This window comes from Streptomyces sp. NPDC054770, assembly GCF_053611985.1.
The window spans coordinates 175,621-192,625 of sequence record NZ_JBSHBL010000003.1 but is presented as its reverse complement, the minus strand read 5'-3'; the positions used below and the strand labels follow the sequence as shown (position 1 = coordinate 192,625).

Below are 17,005 nucleotides of genomic sequence, written 5' to 3'. Positions count from 1 at the left end.
GTGCATGGCAGCCTCGCGGTACAAAACGCTGGTCGACGCGCTCGCATCCGACATCCGGACCGGGCGGCTCGCCGCGGGCGTACGGCTGCCGACACACCGCGGGCTCGCCGCCCGTGAGGGGATCGCCGTGGTGACCGCGACCCGCGTGTACGCCGAGCTGGAGACGATGGGCCTGGTGAGCCGGGAACAGGGCCGCGGTACGTTCGTACGTGACATCGCGGTTCCCGCCGGACACGGCATCGACCAGCAGGTCGTCGCCACGGACGCGGTCGATCTCAACTTCAACTATCCGTCGCTGCCCGGGCAGGCCGATCTGCTACGGCAGGCCCTGCGCGAGGTGGCCACCTCCGGTGACATCGACTCGCTGCTGCGCTACCAACCGCATCGAGGGCGCCCCCAGGACAGAGCCTCGATCGCACGGCACCTCAGGCGTCGGGGAATCACCACCGACGCGGATCGGGTCCTCATCGCCAACGGGGCGCAGCACGGCCTGGCCATCACCGTCATGGCCGCACTCAACGCCGGCGACGTCGTCGCGGTCGACGCACTCACCTACCCGGGATTCAAGGTGCTCGCGCACGCCTTCCATCTCGACCTGGAGCCCATACCCGCAACCGCCGACGGACCGAACCTCGATGCCCTCGAAAAGCTGTGCGCGACCCGCCCCGTGCGTGCGATCTACACCATGCCCACCTTGCACAACCCCCTGGGCTGGGTCATGCCGGCAACCGACCGAACCCGCCTGATCAAGATCGCGCGACAGCATGGTCCGCTCATCATCGAAGACGCCTCCTACGCCTACCTGGTTGAGGACCCTCCACCGCCACTGGCCGCAACCGCGCCGGACATCACCGTCTACGTCTCCGGACTGTCCAAGAGCGTCGCCACCGGCCTCCGGGTCGGATTCGTCGTCGCCCCGCCGTCTGTGGTGCCGTCGCTCGAACGGGCGATCCGGGCGACCACCTGGAACACCCCGGCCCTCACCACCGCGATCGCCTGCCGCTGGCTCGACGACGGCACGGCGGACCACTTGGAGGCGCAGAAACGAGACGACGCCAAGGTCCGCCAAGCACTCGCCGGACGAGAGCTGGCAGGTCTGCCGCTCATCGGCCACCCCTCGTCCTACTTCGCCTGGCTGCCGCTGCCCGACGACTCACGCGCCGATCGCCTGACCGCCACCCTCGCGCGTCAGCACATCTCGGTAACCACGGCCGAGCCGTTCAGCACCTCGATCCACACACCGCAGGCGATCCGCCTTGCCCTGGGCTCAACCGATCTGGACCGTCTCCAGTCGACGCTGCGCACAGTGCGACGAGTCGCCGTCGAGGACGCCTACGCTTGAACGCCCCTCGATCAGTCCGCCCCTGCCCGCACCGCACCGGCGTCTGTCAACCAAAGGTCATCGGCGCCGGAGGCCTGCGGGTCTGTGCACTGACTACGGTACTCAGCCGCGCAGGCGGACCGCAGGCGTGGAACTACGCATCCGCGCGACTCGCCTCACGCGAGTCTCGGCGGTGTCTGATTCAGCACGGCTGAGCAGCGCGACGGCCCACCCTTGACGGCCTGCCCAGGGCAATCAGGCGGTCTGCGTGCGCGGTGTGGGCGCGGTGGCGGCCAGTTCCTCGGGCTGTTCGCCGGTGACCTGGAAGACCACGCGGCGGGCGACGGAGACAACGTGGTCGGCGAAGCGTTCGTAGTAGCGGCCGAGCAGGGTGGCGTCGACGGCAGTCTCCACTCCTTGGTGCCGGCGCTCGTCCATGAGGTGCTGGAATATCGAGCGGTGCAGTTCGTCGATCCGGTCGTGCCCTGCTCCATCTGGAGCGCGGCGTCCAGGTCGTGGGAGACGAGGACGTCGGCGGCCTGTGCCATCAGGCGCTGGGCGAGCTGGCTCAACTCCTGGATGGTGCGGCGCAGGTCCTGCGGCACGGCCTGGACGGGATAGCGCAGCCGGGCCAGCTTGGCCACGTGCTGGGCCAGGACCGAGCAGCGTTCCAGGTCAGCGCTCAGGCGCAGGGAGGTGACCACCACCCGAAGGTCGGTGGCGACCGGCTGCTGGCGTGCCAGGACCGCGATCGCCCGGTCATCCAGGTCGCGTTGCAGGTCCTCGACCTTGCTGTGGGCAGAGATCACGCTTTCGGCGAGCTGGAGATCGGTGTCCAGCAGTGCGCTGGTGGCCCGGCCCAGGGCCGAGCCCACCCGGTTCGCCATGCTCACCAGGCCCTCGCTGATCGAGGCCAGCTCCTCGTGGTACGCCTCGCGCATACGAGCCCTATTCCCCGTTGTCTGCCCCGTCCAGGTCTCTGCCCGCATCCCACACCCAGCCTGAGCAGGGACATCAATGGCCCGAGGCAGGTGGCAGCGACGGCACGGCGGCAGGCGGGTATGCCGCGTAGGACTGCGGCGGTCCTGACCGCGACTCCCGACATCGAGGTCAGGACCGGGGAAAGAGGATCGCTGTCCAGCACCTGCCCGATCTGCGCTTCCAGGGCTCTGCGCCGTGCGTGGACGGCCGCGAGCGAACGAGCCACCGTAGAACAGGACAGCGGCAGGCACCTTCCGGTGCCCGTACCGCCGCCTGCCGCCTCCTTACGGCCGTGTCGGCGCCACCGGCACGAACCGCTACGGCCCCCGGTACCGGTGCCCGCCAGCAGCACGCCGCCGCGGACCAGATGTCCGAGCCACGACGGGCTGTCCCGCATCTCTCCGTCCGGCCGGCGCTGCCGCCGCTCGGCGACTCGTCGGCTCCAGTCGTGCGGCTAGGGGCTGTCTGGCGGATCAACTCGCAGGAAAGCGGCGGTGACCGATCGGCCGAGGTGAGCCGCCGAGATCCAGATCAAGTTGCCGCGCTCATCGGTGATCGCGAGGAGCAGCAGGCCGTGGGCCTTGTGTTTCCCGCTGCAGTTCCTCCGGTTCCGTTTCCCGGCACGGCTGCGCCGCTCGATGACGACGCAGTCGAACCCGGCTCACAGCAGTCCGATGCCGACCACGTGTGCGGCAGGGGCCCACACCGGTGATCACGACCATTCGGGCCGTTGCTGGACGGTCACGGCTGGGCAACCGTCCCCACGACGAGGGCGTTCGCACTCACCCCGGCGACCGGAACACGTTCCACCGCGGCGCATCCGGCCATCCGCAGCCACCGCTCGTACTCGGCGCCGGTGTAGTTCCTGCCACGTCGAGTCTCCACGAGCATCAGCAGGTTGAACAACGCGGCGGGCGCGGGTCCGGACTCGTCATCGTCCATCAGCAGTTCAGCGACCAGAATCCGGCCCCCGTCCGGGAGCGCCGCCGCGACCTTGTCCACGATGACCTGGTTCTCCTCGGCGCTCCAGTCGTGCAACACCGACGACAGGAGGGCTACGTCGTGCCCGTCGGGCAGCTTCTCTTCGGCGAAGAAGTCGCCGGCCACGCAGGTGATCCGGTCGCTGAGGCCCGCCTCGGCGATCCGCTCCGCCGTCTGCTCGCACACGAACGGCAGGTCATAGACCGTCGCTTCCAGGGTCGGGTAGGCCCGGCACAGCTCGATCGTGAACGCGGCACCGCCACCACCGACATCCAGCAACCGCCGCACCGATCCGAAGTCGTACGCCTCGGCGACAGCCCGGGCCGTGTACGTCGACATCGAGTGCATGCCCCGCCAGAATGTCCGCACCGTCACGGGATCGGCGTCGTCGAACAGCGAATCCCGCTGCGTCGAGTCCCATACGGTAGGTGCGTCGGTGTGCACCGCGTCGGCGAGACGCATCCAGCCCGCGTAGACCCGTTCATCCAACATGGTGACGAAATCGCCGAAGTAGTAACGGGTTCCCGGGACCAGGTACTCACGCGCCAGCGGCCCCGCCAGGAACCGGTCACCAACCTTCTCCAGCAGCCCCAGACCTGCACATCCGGTGAGCAGCATCCCCGCCGGACGTGTCCTCAACCCTCGTGCGGCGGCGAACTCTTCGACGGTGATCCCGTCGCCCGTCGCGATGCTGAACACGTCCAACTGAACGGCGACGGCGAGTGTCTTGCTCGCGAACAGCCCCGAACTGAGCTGCATCAAAGCGAAGGGTGTAACCGTCACAGCCCGTCCCCTTCCCGCCGCAGGCCGAGTCGTGGATGCTCGACCACTGCCGTGGCCTGCTCGACGATTTCGGCGATGGCATCGAAGGGCCGGTACTCGGCGCACTGACTCTGGATCTCGCTCGCGCGCTTGCGGAATCGCGGGTCGTTCAGTACGTCGTCGACGGCGGCCCGGACGGCGGCCGTCTCGGGGCGGGCCGTATGGAGGTTGACGCCGACGCCGGACCACTCGACCCGGGCGGCGACCTCGGGCTTGTCCTCCGTCTCGCCGCCGACGACGAGCGGGACGCCGTGCCGCAGCGCGGTCTGGACACCGCCGTAACCGGCGTTGGTGACAAGGACGTCGGCGAGCGGCAGCAGCTGCTCGAAGGGCACGAACCCGGCGAGGTGGACGTTGGCGGGAACCTGATCGTCCAGCGCCGCACGTACCATGTCGGGACCGTCGGGGCGTGCCGTCGCGGCCACGACGGTCACGTCCGCGTCTGCCAGCGCACGGAGCGTGGGCACGAGGAGCTGGGACAGATCGCCGTTCTCCACGGTGCCCTGCGTGACGACGACAACCGGCCTGCCGGCGGACAACTCCGCCCACCAGTCAGGGAGTTCGAATTCACTGTCAGTGGCGGCCGGGAGGGGGCCGATGAAGCGGAAGCCCTCCGGGGCGTCGCTGCGCGGGTACTCGAAGGCGGGAACGGTCAGCTGAAGCAGGTGGTCGGGGACCGTGGCCATGGCATCGAAGAGGGGAACGGACAGTGTGACGCCCATCGTGGTGAAGACGCTTTCCACGTACTGCTGCGGATCGGCGAAGAACGCCCCCATCTGGACGCGCATGTCGTCGTAACGGGCACGTTCTTCGTCCGTGGTGGGCGGGAGCAGCCCCGGCCCGAAGGGCGCTGTGTCCACGCTGCTGAAGGCGGGCGGCGCGATGCCGATGTTCACCAGGAGCGGCCGCCGGCCACGGGAAGCACGCAGGGCCGTCGGCAGCGCCCAGAAGGACATCGGCTCGCTGATCACCACGGTCGCGGGGAACTCGGCGAGCAGCTCCTGGAGGCGCTTGTCGTGGACTGGCGCCTGGTCGGCCGCGAGGTGCTTGATATCGAAGGCGATACGGTCGAGCGGGGCGAGTTTCTCGCGCTCGGTGAGCGCGGCGTCCAGGGCGCCGACAGTAACGTCGACCTCCGCGGGGTGCGGGACGAACTGCGCCCCGGTCACGCTGATCTGCTCTTCGAACTGGGCGCCCGTGTAGAAGACAACCTCGTGTCCGCGCTTCGTCAGGTCGGCCGCAATCGCCGCGAGGGGGACGACATGGCCCGGCACAGGGCCCGCCGTGACAATGATCTTTGCCATGGTCTCTTTTCCGGATGGGCAGGAACGTGGTCTTGGACAAACCGATGGGCATATGTGGCAGTTCCGGCGGAATGCATCTCGTGAATCCACCGTTCCGCCGGTACCGCGGCAGATATGTGTCTGCTCAAGCGATGCAGGAGCTTCAGGGCGTCGAATGGTTCGCGGCACTTGACGGGTCTTCGAGAGCGCACACGTGACAGTTGCCCGTTGGCGCCGGAGACGGGGTGCAGGTGCGGTCTCACCGTGCCGGATCTACTGGTGGCATGGAGCCTTGTCCTTCAAGAGCCGACGGATTCGTCGATGAGCTCTCGCGCGATGTCGGCGTGGCCGACGCGCCTATGGGGATCGGGGATCACGCGCGCGAGGACGTGGTACGGAGTGGGCTTGATCCGCTTTGGCAGACATCCGAGACCAGAGGTCGAGTCCCGGAAGGATGTCCGCCTCGGAGAGCACAGGGTAGAAGAAGCCGCGGGCTCGCCGCTCGTTCACGCCGGAGTTCAAGGCCGGGATCGTGGACGGTGACCGCTCGGCCCGGGCTGTTCAGGCCCTGTTGGCACGGGCACTGATTTCGACGGACAGATGGCGGGCCGCCATACCGCGCATCTTGGTGATCCCGAGCGCATAGCGGTCGATCGTCCCGTGGGCGGTGAAGACTGCTGATGCGCCTGCGATGTCGATGTCCGTCACGGTGAGATCGACGAGCGCCGACTTGCCCCTCACCGTGAGGGTTCCCGACACCGTGCAGCTGTCCGTCCGGCGCTGAATGCCGCTGGTCCGGAAGGAGATGGCGGGGTGGCGGCGGGCATGGAGGAACAGGGACGACCTCACCTGGGCGTCCCTGATGAAGTTCCGGGTCGAGAAGCTCGAAGCGGAGACCTCGGCGTCCACGGTGGAGTCATCGACCTGCTCGGGAACGGTGATCACACCGCGCGTCACGGCGAAGCGGCCACGAACCTTGCCCAGGCCGAACATGTGCTTGGTGGTGAATGTGACGGTTGATGTCGAGCCGTCGATGATGTAGCGCCCTGTCGGCGGCGCCTGGAGGGCGGTTGCGGAGGTCGACATGTCATCGGGGCCCTTCGTTGCGTGGTGTGTCAGGACTGCCGCGAGCAGGTGGACGGCTCTCAGTTCCGTCTGCGGCAATGACCAACCTAGCAATCAATGCCTGCGCAGGCAAGTAACGGTGTGTGCTATAACCATCACTGGATGGCGGTAAGCAAGGGAGTACCAGTTGGTCGGCCCTGTCCGCGAACTGGCTGTTCAGCGCGGTCAGATGATGCCTGCGAGTGGGAGTTGACAGCGCTCGCGAGCGGTTTGATCTGAAACGGGGTGGCGGCGGCCTGAGACAGATGGAGGCGCCGGCGACTCAATAGCTGCCTGCGCCTGCAAGTATGCTGGAGGCATGACGGACGGCCCACCCACGAACCTTCAGCCATTGGACGCTACGGAGGAGCCGGCATGGCGAGATCTCGCCCGCTTCTTCGTGCTGGCGCCGCGGTACCTCGATGAGGACTTGCAACGCGGCGCGAACATCTCACTCAGTACCTACAGCGCCCTGACGCACCTGTCTGAAGCGCCCGATCAGGTATTGCGGGTCACTGAACTCGCCAACCGCGTCTACCTGTCAGGCAGCAGGACGACGCGTCTGGTCGACGCCCTCGCTGCTGATGGCCTGGTGGTCAAGAGACGTTCCGCAGGTGACGCGCGGGGTGTCGAGGTCATCCTCACGGCGAAGGGGCTGGAGAAATTGCAGCGGGCCTACCCTGTGCACCTGCGTAGTGTGCGGGAGCGCGTTCTCGATCACGTCCCGCGCTCCACCCTGCCCGATCTCGCGGAAGCAATGCATGCCATTGCCAAGGCGCTCGGCTAGCGGCAGAGGCGGGCTGCCGTGACCCCGGAGTCCATGAAGACACCGTCACGGCGGCGCCGAGCAGCCCATGGGGTGGCTGCAGCATGGTCGCGGCGCAGCGGCCGATCCGCCAGGCCGGCTTCCCCGCAGCGCCTCGGGCTCCGTGCGGGGACGCGGTAGGCGAGTCCATCGTCGGTGCCGAGTCCCTGGTAGGGCGGTGGAAACCGGCCTAGGGGCAGGAGGCTGTCCAACGTGTGCTGCTCCTCTGGTCCGGACGCGCCGGCTCAGGCCCCGTTGAAGGGCTCGTCGACGAAACCCGGCTTGGCGACGTCGACCGCCTGCCGGTACCGCTCGGCGATGTGCTCGGGGTCGAACGGGGTGCCAGGCTCGACCGCCCCGTTGACCGTGAGGGTGAGGACCCGAATGCCGTCGTCGGCCAGCTGGGTGCCCAGCAGGTTCGCGACCCCGCGCAGCCCCAGCTTGCCCAGGGACAACGTGGCGAGGCTCGGGTGCGGCTGGTCGGCCAGACCGCCACCGGTGAACAGCAACGTGCCGCCGCCGGCGGCTCGCATGGCCGGCACCGCGACCTGGGCGGCCACCACCCCGCCGACGACGTTGACGGTGTAGGCGCCCAGCAGGTCCTCGGGCGCTGCCGACAGGAGGTCGTCGGGCGTCAGCTGGGCAACGTTGTACAGCACGACGCCGGGCGGGTTCGGGGCCGCGTAGAGCGAGCTCAACGCCTCGCGCAGCTGCCCGGGGTCGGCCGCGTCGACGCGCACGACGGCCACCTCGGCCCCGGTTGAGCGCAGGTCGGCGGCGAGCTCCTCCAGCTTGTCCCGGTGCCGGGCGGCCAGGGTCAACCGGTAGCCGTCGCGGGCGAAGCGGCGGGCGGTGGCGGCGCCGATGCCGGGACCGGCACCGATCACGAGCAGGTGGCGTGCGTCGGCGGGATGCGGCGAGGAGGACGTAACGGCGGACACAGTGGGAGGGCTCCTTCAGGGCAGGGTGCACAAGACCGATGGCCGTATCGTTTCGGGTCCCAAGAGTGGTATCAAGTCACTGCTGATGCTAGTTTCCGGACTGAGTGGGGGCTGGCCGGCCCCGGAGGTTCCTGATGGTTGTGTACACCGTGCCGCGGCCCGAGGAGCCGGTCGACCCGTCGCCCGGTTCCGGCGATGCGAGCGGTCTTGAGAGCCGTGGCGACTTGGCCGGCGCGTCTGTCCGGCGCCGGGAGCTCGCCGTCTTTCTGCGCAGTCGCCGCGAGCGCATGTCGCCGAGCGAGCTCGGTGTCGTGGCGGTCACTCGGCGGCGCACTCCCGGTCTGCGCAGGGAGGAGGTCGCTCAGCACGCCGGGATGAGCGTCACCTGGTACACGGCCCTGGAGCAGGCCCGCGACGTGCGCCCCTCGCCGCAGGTACTCAACGCGCTCGCCCGCACGCTGCGCCTGGACCACGACGAGCGCCACCACCTCTACCGGCTCGCCGGTGCCGCGGACGACGCCGTGGTCACGGAGTGCAACGCCGTGAGCGCTGAGTTGCACGCCGTGCTGGACAAGCTCGACCCTTACCCCGCCTGCGTCCAGAACGGCAAGTTCGACCTGCTCGCCTACAACAGCGCGATGCGCCTGCTGATCACCGACCTCGACGAGGTGCCGATCGCACAGCGCAACTGCGTCTGGCTCACCTTCACCGAGCCTCGCTGGCGCGAGCGCGTCGTCGACTGGGAGCAGGCCGCGGCTCGCCAGGTCGCGAACCTGCGCGTCGCCATGGCCGAGCACGTCGACGACGGCCGATGGAAGGCACTGGTTTCACGGCTGCGCGCCGAGTCGTCGGAGTTCGCCGAACTGTGGGACCGGCACTCCGTCCGGGGTGTCGACGCCGGTACGCTGCGCCAGATCGACAACCCGGCGACCGGTCGGATGACCTTCACTGTCTCCAACACCTGGGTCGCGCCCGGCTCGACGACCCGGCTGCAGGTGCTGCTCCCCGCGGACCCCGACACCGTCGAGCGGCTGACCAGGCTGGTCGCCGACGCCGGCTGAGCCAGCCCCTCGCTCAGCCGGCCCGGTCGTCGGGCCAGTCCCCCGCTGCGCAGCAGACCGGCCAGAGCGGCATCGGCCACCCTCTCGCCGTTCGCCCCTGGTCGGCGGCGCGCGCCCGACGATCAGCCGCGGCAGCGGATCAACCCGTTCTGGGCCACGCCACTCCTGCGGTCCGCGGGCGGTCACACCTCGACCGCAACCCCGGTCTCCCCCGGTCGCGTATGCAGGTGGGGCAGGGTGAGCGAGCCGGCCGCGATGGCGAGCATGATCGCGGCCTGGACCACGAGCGACACCACGAAGGCGGTGCCGACGCCGGTCTTCTCAAGCCCGACGAACAACGTGCCCAGCGTCGCCACCCCGAGCGCCAGGCCGGACTGCTGCACCGTGGTGACCACACCGCCCCCCACCCCCACCAGGTGCTCGGGGACGTCGAGCAGGATCAGCCGGAAGAGGCAGGCGAAGACGAGCGCCTGGCCAGCCCCCGCCAGCACGAGTCCAGGTGCGAACGCCCAGTAGTCGGTGTGCGGCCACGTGGTCACGGTCACCATGACGAGCACCAGGAGGCCGAGGGCGACGGCCACCGCGGCGACGGCGACGACGCGACGCGCGTCGAACCGGGCGATGGCGCGCGGCGCGGCGAGGGACCCGGCGAAGTAGGCGACCGCGAGCGGGAGGACCGCCAGACCCCCGCCGAGCACCCCGCTGTGCAGGCCCGTCTGGACGGTGAGGGCGAACACGAACATGAAGGCGCCGTAGGCGAGCATGAAGGGGAGGTGCATCGCGAAGCCGCGCCTCATCGACCGCAGCCGCAGCAGAGACGGGGGCAGCAGCGGCACCCGCCCGGCCGCCTCGGCGCGGCGTTCGATGACGACCGTCGCCACCGCGAGCACCGGCACCAGCGTCAGCACGCCCCAGCTCCACGGGGGCCAGCCGATCGTCGGTCCCTCCGCGAGCGGCACCAGCAGAGCCACCAGGGTCCCGGCGAACAGGAGCGTCCCCGACAGGTCGAGCCCGAGCGGGTGCGGTGAGCGGGTTGCCGGGACGAGGCGCCCGGCAGCGATCAGGGCCACCGCACCGATCGGCACGTTGACCAGGAAGATCGGCCGCCATCCGGTGCCCGCGACGTCGGCGGTCACCAGCAGGCCACCGACGAGCTGGCCGACCACGATCGCCGCGCCCGCGGCCGAGCTGTACAGCCCCAGGGCCCGGTGCCGCCGTTCCCCGCTCAGCGTCGCCTGGAGCGTCGCGATCACCTGGGGGACGACCAGGCCCGCCGCGGCCCCCTGCAGGATCCGCGCCGCGACCAGGACGCCGATCCCGGGAGCCATCCCGCAGACCAGCGAGGTGAGCACGAAGCCGGACATACCTGTCAGCAGCATCCGCCGACGGCCGATCATGTCGCCCAGCCGCCCGCCGAGGACCAGTGTCGCGGCATAGGCCGTCCCATAGCCGGCGACGACGAGTTCGAGCGCGCCGGCACTCGCCTCCAGCGACGACTGGATCGTGGGAAGCGCGACGTTGACGATGAAGAAATCGACCTGGGGCAGGAAGACCGCGGTGATCAGCACGGCGAGGCCGGCCCTGGTCAGGCCGGCGGACGGCTGGGCGGAATCGCCCACGGTGCGGACGACGGCCGCAGGACGGGGGGACGAGGTCATGGCCCCCATGGTCGGCACCCGCCGCGCGGGCAGCCAGCAACGCTTCATCCTAGGAGTGACAGTGACCGGCACGGAGCGGAAGCAGCGGATCGACAGAGCCGACAGGCCGCAGCCACGTGGCGCACTGCCGCCTCCCCGCCGGCCGGCCACAACGCACCGGCCCGCACGTGACCGCGCTGCCGTGCACCGCCGGCTTGATGCGATACGGCCGATCAGGCATCGGCCGTAGCCGTCACGAATAGCCGGCCGCAACCGACGGAATCGCTGGTTTACTCTCCCGCGCGCACCCTCGCCTGCGCCGTCCCCTCGCCCTGGTGGCGTACGGGGAGAGCCGGTGCGGTGACGGTGGTTGGCCGACTGAGGGTTGGGTGCTGCGCTGCTGCGGCCTCCGCCCCGCCGGATCGTTCCGTTGCGTGTGGCCTCTGAGAACGAGACCCGGATCGGGGGCGGCCCTGGTCAGGCCGACGCCCGCCCCTGCACCCGGGAGGTCGGAGCTTTCGGCGGTGCCCAACAGCTGGAGCCTGGGGCGCGGCGAGCTGTATCGGGCGACCGTGCGGCCGCGCAGATCCGGGGGACCATGGAAGCACTGCGAGGTGCAGGGGACACAGGCCACAGCCTGAAGCCGGCGCAGGGCGGCGTGTCGCGCCGGCAGGCGGAGGGAGCGCTTGGATGAGGAAAGCCGATCCCTTCGGTGCCGAGGGCGACCCGCCGGATTCCGGGCCGAGACAGCCGCGCGAGCTGCTGGATCTGCTCGGTGTCGCGGCTGTGCTGCTGGATGCCGAGGGGCGGATCGTGCTGTGGAGCCCGCAGGCCGAGGAGCTGTTCGGCTACACCCCGCCGGAGGCCCTGGGCCAGTACGCTGCGCGGCTGCTGGTCCACGAACAGCACCTGGACCTGATGATCAGGCTGTTCAGCGACGTCATGAGGACGGGACAGGGATGGGCCGGCGCCTTCCCTGTCCGGCACAAGGACGGCAGTAGCCGGCTGGTGGAGTTCCGCAACATGCGGCTGCTGGACGACCGCGGTGACTTCTATGCCCTGGGCATCGCCACCGACGAGGCGGCCCTGCGCCAGGTGGAACGGGACGTGGCCCTGTCCACGCGGCTGGTCTCGCAGTCCCCGATCGGACTGGCCGTCTTGGACACCGACCTGCGGTACGTGGCCGTCAACCCGGCGCTGGCGCAGATCAACGGCGTCCCTGCCGAAGACCACCTCGGGCGACGAGTCCGCGAGGCCCTGCCGTTCCTGGAGGTCGATGCGATCGAGGCCGCGCTGCGGCAAGTCCTCACGTCCGGAAAGCCCATGATCGACCAGCACAGCGTGGGGCGCACTCCCGCCGACCCCGACAGCGATCACGCCTGGTCAGTCTCCTACTACCGGCTCGACGGTCCCGGCGGCCGGGTACTCGGGGTAGCCATCGTGTTGGTGGATGTCACCGATCGGCACCGCGCCCGGCAGCGTCTCGCCTTGATCGCCGATGGCTCCGCCCGCATCGGCACCACCTTGGACGTGGAACAGACCGCCCGCGAGCTGGCCGACGTCGCCGTCCCCGAGGTCGCCGACGTGGCGGCGGTGGACATCCTGGATTCCATCCTGAACGACCGCCGCCCGACGGCACCCGGGGCAGGCAGAGCACTGTTCCGCGCCCTCGCCGTGAAAGCCGCGTACCCCACCGAGGCCGTCCGCGCCGCCGACCCTCCCGGCCAGCTCGCCAGCTACGGCGCGGAGCGCCTGGCCACTCAGTGCGTGCGGACCGGCCGCCCCATTCTGATACCCCACGTCGGCGAGCGGGACCTGGCCCGTATCGCCCGTGACGCCGAGGCCGCCGCCATCCTGGCCCGCGCCGGCATCCACAGCTACCTCTTGACGCCCCTGATCGCCCGTGGCGAGGTGCTCGGCACCCTGGGCCTCATCCGCGCCCGCAGCCCGCTGCCCTTCGACAACGACGACCTCCTCCTGGCCGGTGAACTGGCCGACCGAGCCGCGGTCTGCATCGACAATGCCCGTCTGTACCAAGGCGCACGCAACACCGCGGTCACCCTCCAGCGCAGCCTGCTGCCGGACATCCCACCGCAGCAGGCGGGCCTGGAGATTGCCTCCCGATATCGGCCCGCCGGGACGACCATCGAAGTCGGTGGCGACTGGTTCGATGTCCTCCCCCTCACGGAAGGCAGGACCGCGCTGGTCGTCGGCGATGTGATGGGCAGCGGCATAAGCGCCGCCACCACTATGGGACGCCTGCGCACCGCTACCTCCACCCTGGCCGACCTCGACCTCCCGCCCACCGAAGTGCTGCACCACCTCGACAAGATCACCGCTGACCTGGAGCAGTACGCCACCTGCGCCTACGCCATCTACGACCCGCACCGCGCCCTGTGCCACATCGCTGTCGCAGGACACCTGCCCCCCGTGCTGATGCGCACAGGCGAGCCCCCCGAACTGCTCGATCTGCCCACCGGCGCACCCCTCGGGGTCGGCGGGGTCGCCTTCGAAGTGACCACCATCGGCCTAGCCCCCGGCGACCAACTCGTCCTCTACACCGACGGCTTGGTCGAGACCCGTCACCACGCCATCGACGAGCGCCTCGACCTCCTCCTCCAACTGCTCCACATCCCCGACCGAACCTCGGAAGAAACCTGCGACCGGCTCCTGGAATCACTGCGCGATCCGGACGACCACGACGACGTCGCCATACTCATCGCCCGAGCCCGAGCACGGCCCTAGAGGTCCTGCGCTACGCCAAGGACGAGGTCAAGGACGCCCCCCCGGACGCCGCCTGGCAGCAGGCCAAACAGCCCGGAACCGCCGGCACCAGCACCAGCACCAGCACCAGCACCAGCACCAGCACCAGCACGGATGCCACCGGTGATGCACATCGGCACCGAACGCCAGGAGTTCGGCCGGGCCCGGCAGCGCAAGTACGTCGTCACCGAAGAGGTGCAGCAGACCGTCCCCGTCCGCCTGACCTCCTCGGCCATCGGCTCCAACACCTGCTGAAGCAGCTCGGCGTCCAGTCGCCTCGCGCGTCTGAACGGCAGCAGCGGCCATCTCCCCCAGGCAGACCTTCTACTCGTGCGACCCGCCGAAAGGCCTCCCTGTTCGCCTCCGCCAGGGACCGGATCTCGTCGTCGACCGCCATCACCAGGCGCAGCGCAGCCTCTTCCAGGAAGTGCTCAGCGCGCTCGGCGAGCACAGCCGACACCGTGTCGTCGTCCGGCGAGACACTGCCGAACCGCATCGGCAGCACCACGCCTTCAGCCCAGCATGCGACCCACACGGAGCTGCACGATGGCCGCACACGCGGCGAGCACCGACACGGAGGCGCCTGTGGCGAGCGAGCGCCTGCCGGCCTGGATCGGGGCGGGCACACCGTTGCGGGCGATCCCGTCAGTGAGCCCCAACTCGGCTGTCAACGCACGGGAATTGATGCTGTCGTAGCCCCGGTCGAGGCTGACGTTCACGGTGTCCGGCTCCATGCCGACCTGCTCCTGCGCGGCGTCCAGGGCGAGAGCGTGCAGCGCTCTGGAAATCCCCTGCCGGGACCACTCTTTGAGGCGTCGGCGGATGGTGCGGTCCGAGCATCCGGGCGTGGAGATCCGCTCGTAGCCGGAACCATGGACCAGCGCGAGCACGACGTGCTCGACGACGGTTCGGTCGGGGATCCGACGGCGGTGACAACCCAGCGGGTGGCCTACGGCGAACTCCTCCCGGACGGGGAGGATCGCGGCGAACTGGTCCTCATAGAGGTTCGAGCAGGCAAGCCGGCAGCGCGGGCACGGCCGTCCTTCGTGATCACTGGGCGTGGAGATGACGAGCATGAGGTACGCGCAGGGCGGCGGGTCGACCTGCCCTGAGCTCAGGGCAGGTTCACCACGGGAGGTTCCCGGATCGGTCGACGAACTGTCCCGTCGGCCCGTCCGGGCCGATCGTCGCGAGGGTCACGATGGACTCTGCGCCCTCGGCGACGCTGTGTCCGAGGCCGCCGGTGAAGTCGGTCGCGGTCTGCCCGGGGTCTGCGGCGTTGACCTTCACGTCCTTCAGCTCCTTGGCGTACTGCGTCGTGAGCATCGTGACCGCGGCCTTCGAGGCGCAGTAGAGGGGAAGGGCATACCGCGACTCGATCCGCGCCGGGTCCTGGGTCATGCTGAAGGAGCCCATCCCGCTGGACACGTTGACGATGACGGGGTTCGGCGACTTGCGCAGCAGCGGGAGGAAGGCGTGCGTGACGCGCACGATCCCGACGACGTTCACGTCGAGCACGGCGCTCACGTCGGCCGCGGTGTACTCCTCGACGGGGCCGACCTTGCCGAGGACGCCGGCGTTGTTGACCAGGACGTCGATCGTTCCCTCGTGCGAGGCGACATCCGCGGCCGCGGCCTGGACCGAGGCGTCGTCGGTCACGTCGATCTGAACGAACCGGGCGCCGAGCGCCTTTGCCGCAGCCCGACCGCGCTCACGGTGGCGGGCACCGAGGAGGACGGTGTGCCCCGCCTCCACGAGGCGACGAGCGGTTTCAAGACCGAGGGACTTGTTGGCCCCGGTGATGAATGTGGTGGTCATGCTGGCTCCTCCTGGTCCGGACAGCACATTCGTGCGCTGTTCACGCACTTCATGCTGGGTCCCCGGGAGGGTGGGCGGGAGCTACGAAACTTCCTGGTACGGCGCGTACCACCCAGCAGCCTGGTCCACCGGACGAGGCGGAACGCGGGCCTTCATTTCTGCGGAGACATCCTCTGGACCCCGATGGCCGCAAGGAGTTCGAGTTTGCTGCGGGCGTCGGTGCCCGGCTGCGGCGTGTACACCACGAGGCGGAGGTTCGTGTCCTGGGTGTTGAGGATGTCGGAGATCAGGGCGATGTCTCCGACATCCGGGTGCCGGACGACTTTGTGCGCACTCTGGTGGCCGCCCACCGCTCGGCGGCTCCACAACTCGCAGAACCGTGGGCTGAGGTTCAGCCTCGACACCAACGCCGCGAGGTCGGGATCGTCGGGATACCGGCTCGTCGTCGCGCGCAGGTCGGCGACGAGGGACTCCTCGAACGCCGCCCGCTCGGCCGCCGTCTGCCGGACCCGGGGCAGCTCACCCAGGAACTGCCAGACCAGGACGTTGCGGTCTCCCGCACCGCGGACCGTGGGATCGCCGAACGTGGCCGCGAACAGCGGATTCCAGTGCAGCAACTGCCAGGTGGCGTCGTAGATCGCCAACGGGTTGCCGGCGAGCTGGTCCACGATCCGGTACAGGCTCCCTGGGATCATGCGCGGGACCCGGGTCGGATCCGCCGCGTGACCGGCCATGCGCAAAAGGTGCGCATGCTCGTCGTCGGACAGGTGCAGGGCGCGAGCCAGGGCCGAGCAGACCTGCGCCGAGGGCGTCGCCACCCGTCCCTGCTCCAGCCGGACCACGTACTCGACCGAGATGCCGGCCAGCGTCGCCAGCTCCGCGCGCCGCAGACCGGGAACCCGACGGGGTGAGCCGTGTGCGAAGCCCACCGTCGCGGGGTCCAGCCGGTCCCGCCACGCCCGCAGCGCGGCACCGAGTTGATCCACGCACACCATCCTCCCGCACGCCCCGCCCCGCTGGGTGGTACGCGCTGTACCACGAAGCCCCGTAGCTCCCGCCGACGCTCCCCGGGGCTCAGTGTCGAGTCGTGAACGGCGCACAACGATGCTGTTCGGAGTCAGGAGGAGCAAGCATGACCACCACGTCGAACCACTACGTCACCGTGCTGTGGGAAGCCCGGGCCAAATCCGGGAAGGAAGCCGCGATGAAGGCGTTCATGACAGCCGCCGTCACCGCATCACGCTACGACGCGGGCAACATCGACTACGAGGCTCACCAGGTCGAGGGACAACCGGGCGCGTTCGTCATCTTCGAGCGCTGGGAGAGCCGCGAGGCCCTCGAAGGCCACCTGCGGGCACCCCGCATGCAGGACCTGGTGCCCCGACTGCTGGAACTGATGGACGGCAGCATCGAGGACGGGATCCGCTTCCTGCAGCCGTTCCGCCCGGCACGGTAGGCCGACCCGGAGCACGGCGGGCAGCAGGCGGG

At 69.6% G+C, this 17,005-nt stretch carries 13 protein-coding genes and 4 pseudogenes; 6 read left to right on the top strand and 11 right to left on the bottom strand.

The window, feature by feature from the left end; translation table 11 throughout:
* The first annotated feature begins 4 nt into the window (after positions 1 to 4).
* Positions 5 to 1,342: an aminotransferase-like domain-containing protein gene (locus ACWGKQ_RS04935; protein WP_453290441.1), complete on the top strand. Its 1,338-nt coding sequence runs from the start codon at positions 5 to 7 to the stop codon at positions 1,340 to 1,342.
* A gap of 234 nt (positions 1,343 to 1,576) precedes the next feature.
* On the opposite strand, the pseudogene phoU reads toward ACWGKQ_RS04935, so the two are convergent.
* The 5 genes and pseudogenes from phoU to ACWGKQ_RS04910 all read right to left on the bottom strand — a co-directional run bounded on the left by phoU (position 1,577) and on the right by ACWGKQ_RS04910 (position 6,552).
* Positions 1,577 to 2,262 (bottom strand): annotated as a pseudogene (phoU, locus tag ACWGKQ_RS04930) (phosphate signaling complex protein PhoU).
* 128 nt (positions 2,263 to 2,390) lie between these two features.
* A pseudogene (locus ACWGKQ_RS04925) lies at positions 2,391 to 2,570 on the bottom strand (IS110 family transposase); the annotation flags it as partial.
* A gap of 473 nt (positions 2,571 to 3,043) precedes the next feature.
* Positions 3,044 to 4,042, bottom strand: a complete 999-nt coding sequence (locus ACWGKQ_RS04920; RefSeq protein ID WP_453290440.1) for a methyltransferase — start codon at positions 4,040 to 4,042, stop codon at positions 3,044 to 3,046.
* Positions 4,043 to 4,062: 20 nt separating this feature from the next.
* Positions 4,063 to 5,409: a glycosyltransferase gene (locus tag ACWGKQ_RS04915; RefSeq protein WP_453290439.1), complete on the bottom strand. Its 1,347-nt coding sequence runs from the start codon at positions 5,407 to 5,409 to the stop codon at positions 4,063 to 4,065.
* 540 nt (positions 5,410 to 5,949) lie between these two features.
* Positions 5,950 to 6,552, bottom strand: a complete 603-nt coding sequence (locus ACWGKQ_RS04910; protein WP_453290438.1) for a YceI family protein — start codon at positions 6,550 to 6,552, stop codon at positions 5,950 to 5,952.
* A 259-nt stretch (positions 6,553 to 6,811) separates the two neighbouring features.
* Between ACWGKQ_RS04910 and ACWGKQ_RS04905 the strand changes: the two genes are divergently transcribed.
* The gene (locus ACWGKQ_RS04905) at positions 6,812 to 7,279 is read left to right on the top strand and encodes a MarR family winged helix-turn-helix transcriptional regulator (RefSeq protein WP_453290437.1); all 468 of its coding nucleotides are present in this window, start codon (positions 6,812 to 6,814) and stop codon (positions 7,277 to 7,279) included.
* A 263-nt stretch (positions 7,280 to 7,542) separates the two neighbouring features.
* On the opposite strand, the gene ACWGKQ_RS04900 is transcribed toward ACWGKQ_RS04905, so the two are convergent.
* Entirely contained in the window at positions 7,543 to 8,238 is a 696-nt protein-coding gene (locus tag ACWGKQ_RS04900; RefSeq protein WP_453290436.1) for an SDR family NAD(P)-dependent oxidoreductase, read from the bottom strand.
* A 134-nt stretch (positions 8,239 to 8,372) separates the two neighbouring features.
* Between ACWGKQ_RS04900 and ACWGKQ_RS04895 the strand changes: the two genes are divergently transcribed.
* On the top strand, positions 8,373 to 9,299 hold the full coding sequence (locus ACWGKQ_RS04895; RefSeq protein WP_453290435.1) for a helix-turn-helix transcriptional regulator: 927 nt from the start codon (positions 8,373 to 8,375) through the stop codon (positions 9,297 to 9,299).
* Positions 9,300 to 9,481: 182 nt separating this feature from the next.
* On the opposite strand, the gene ACWGKQ_RS04890 is transcribed toward ACWGKQ_RS04895, so the two are convergent.
* The gene (locus ACWGKQ_RS04890) at positions 9,482 to 10,957 is read right to left on the bottom strand and encodes an MFS transporter (protein ID WP_453290434.1); all 1,476 of its coding nucleotides are present in this window, start codon (positions 10,955 to 10,957) and stop codon (positions 9,482 to 9,484) included.
* A gap of 669 nt (positions 10,958 to 11,626) precedes the next feature.
* On the opposite strand from ACWGKQ_RS04890, the gene ACWGKQ_RS04885 reads away from it, so the two are divergent.
* The gene (locus ACWGKQ_RS04885) at positions 11,627 to 13,681 is read left to right on the top strand and encodes a SpoIIE family protein phosphatase (RefSeq protein WP_453290433.1); all 2,055 of its coding nucleotides are present in this window, start codon (positions 11,627 to 11,629) and stop codon (positions 13,679 to 13,681) included.
* 144 nt (positions 13,682 to 13,825) lie between these two features.
* A pseudogene (locus ACWGKQ_RS04880) lies at positions 13,826 to 13,918 on the top strand (DUF2382 domain-containing protein); the annotation flags it as partial.
* Here ACWGKQ_RS04880 and ACWGKQ_RS04875 read toward each other — a convergent pair.
* From ACWGKQ_RS04875 to ACWGKQ_RS04860, 4 genes and pseudogenes are all read right to left on the bottom strand, one after another.
* Positions 13,884 to 14,195, bottom strand: coding sequence for a hypothetical protein (locus ACWGKQ_RS04875; protein ID WP_453290525.1), 312 nt, complete (start codon positions 14,193 to 14,195; stop codon positions 13,884 to 13,886). The pseudogene ACWGKQ_RS04880 and the gene ACWGKQ_RS04875 sit on opposite strands and share 35 nt — an antisense overlap.
* Before the next feature lie 100 nt (positions 14,196 to 14,295).
* A pseudogene (locus ACWGKQ_RS04870) lies at positions 14,296 to 14,734 on the bottom strand (IS5/IS1182 family transposase); the annotation flags it as partial.
* A 90-nt stretch (positions 14,735 to 14,824) separates the two neighbouring features.
* Entirely contained in the window at positions 14,825 to 15,517 is a 693-nt protein-coding gene (locus ACWGKQ_RS04865; RefSeq protein WP_453290432.1) for an SDR family NAD(P)-dependent oxidoreductase, read from the bottom strand.
* Positions 15,518 to 15,669: 152 nt separating this feature from the next.
* Entirely contained in the window at positions 15,670 to 16,512 is an 843-nt protein-coding gene (locus ACWGKQ_RS04860) for a helix-turn-helix domain-containing protein (protein ID WP_453290431.1), read from the bottom strand.
* A gap of 137 nt (positions 16,513 to 16,649) precedes the next feature.
* On the opposite strand from ACWGKQ_RS04860, the gene ACWGKQ_RS04855 reads away from it, so the two are divergent.
* On the top strand, positions 16,650 to 16,973 hold the full coding sequence (locus ACWGKQ_RS04855) for a putative quinol monooxygenase (RefSeq protein ID WP_453290430.1): 324 nt from the start codon (positions 16,650 to 16,652) through the stop codon (positions 16,971 to 16,973).
* Positions 16,974 to 17,005 lie beyond the last annotated feature (32 nt).

What these genes read in the sequence shown, in the direction of transcription:
- ACWGKQ_RS04860 (WP_453290431.1), bottom strand. Translation starts at nt 16,512, where the DNA reads ATGGTGTGCGTGGATCAACTCGGTGCCGCGCTGCGGGCGTGGCGGGAC.
- ACWGKQ_RS04915 (WP_453290439.1), bottom strand. Translation starts at nt 5,409, where the DNA reads ATGGCAAAGATCATTGTCACGGCGGGCCCTGTGCCGGGCCATGTCGTC.
- ACWGKQ_RS04890 (WP_453290434.1), bottom strand. Translation starts at nt 10,957, where the DNA reads ATGACCTCGTCCCCCCGTCCTGCGGCCGTCGTCCGCACCGTGGGCGAT.
- ACWGKQ_RS04885 (WP_453290433.1), top strand. Translation starts at nt 11,627, where the DNA reads ATGAGGAAAGCCGATCCCTTCGGTGCCGAGGGCGACCCGCCGGATTCC.
- ACWGKQ_RS04895 (WP_453290435.1), top strand. Translation starts at nt 8,373, where the DNA reads ATGGTTGTGTACACCGTGCCGCGGCCCGAGGAGCCGGTCGACCCGTCG.
- ACWGKQ_RS04875 (WP_453290525.1), bottom strand. Translation starts at nt 14,195, where the DNA reads ATGCGGTTCGGCAGTGTCTCGCCGGACGACGACACGGTGTCGGCTGTG.
- ACWGKQ_RS04855 (WP_453290430.1), top strand. Translation starts at nt 16,650, where the DNA reads ATGACCACCACGTCGAACCACTACGTCACCGTGCTGTGGGAAGCCCGG.
- ACWGKQ_RS04905 (WP_453290437.1), top strand. Translation starts at nt 6,812, where the DNA reads ATGACGGACGGCCCACCCACGAACCTTCAGCCATTGGACGCTACGGAG.
- ACWGKQ_RS04865 (WP_453290432.1), bottom strand. Translation starts at nt 15,517, where the DNA reads ATGACCACCACATTCATCACCGGGGCCAACAAGTCCCTCGGTCTTGAA.
- ACWGKQ_RS04935 (WP_453290441.1), top strand. Translation starts at nt 5, where the DNA reads ATGGCAGCCTCGCGGTACAAAACGCTGGTCGACGCGCTCGCATCCGAC.
- ACWGKQ_RS04920 (WP_453290440.1), bottom strand. Translation starts at nt 4,042, where the DNA reads ATGCAGCTCAGTTCGGGGCTGTTCGCGAGCAAGACACTCGCCGTCGCC.